Annotated in this window: 1 protein-coding gene; it reads left to right on the plus strand. The window is 60.7% G+C overall.

Features of this window, described 5'->3' with window-relative positions:
- Window position 1: 1 nt before the first annotated feature.
- A partial coding sequence (locus tag H7U32_RS10240) for a UvrD-helicase domain-containing protein (protein WP_239457681.1) occupies window positions 2–453 on the plus strand: 452 nt, incomplete at its 3' end.

Here is a 453-nt window from a genome sequence, read left to right on the forward strand (position 1 = left end):
GCTGAGGGCCAGATACCGTGTTGTTCTCCTCGACGAGTATCAAGATACATCGTCGGCCCAGGCTGATGTGCTTGCTGCACTATTTTCGGGTCCGGACTCAGCTCATGGCATGGGCCACCCAGTGATGGCTGTCGGCGATCCGCTTCAGGCCATTTACGAATGGCGTGGCGCGGCCGCCAGCAACATCTTAGAATTTCACCGGCGCTTCCCGAATAAGGAAGGGACGCCAGCCCAGGTGCTCTCTCTCGCAACCAACCGCAGATGCGCCGATCAGATCATCAATGCGGCGAACGTAGCGTCAGAAGAGTTGCGACAAACGCTGTCGTCAGCGGCGGAGTCTGACGATCATGACCCCGCTGGCGATCGGGCTGAGGTGGCAGTCGGACAGCCGCTTATCGCGCCCGAGGGGAATCGACGTGGCGAGGTCACGGTGGCCGCATATCCCGACTGGGT

Source organism: Bifidobacterium pullorum subsp. saeculare (assembly GCF_016899725.1).
GTDB lineage: Bacteria > Actinomycetota > Actinomycetes > Actinomycetales > Bifidobacteriaceae > Bifidobacterium > Bifidobacterium pullorum_C.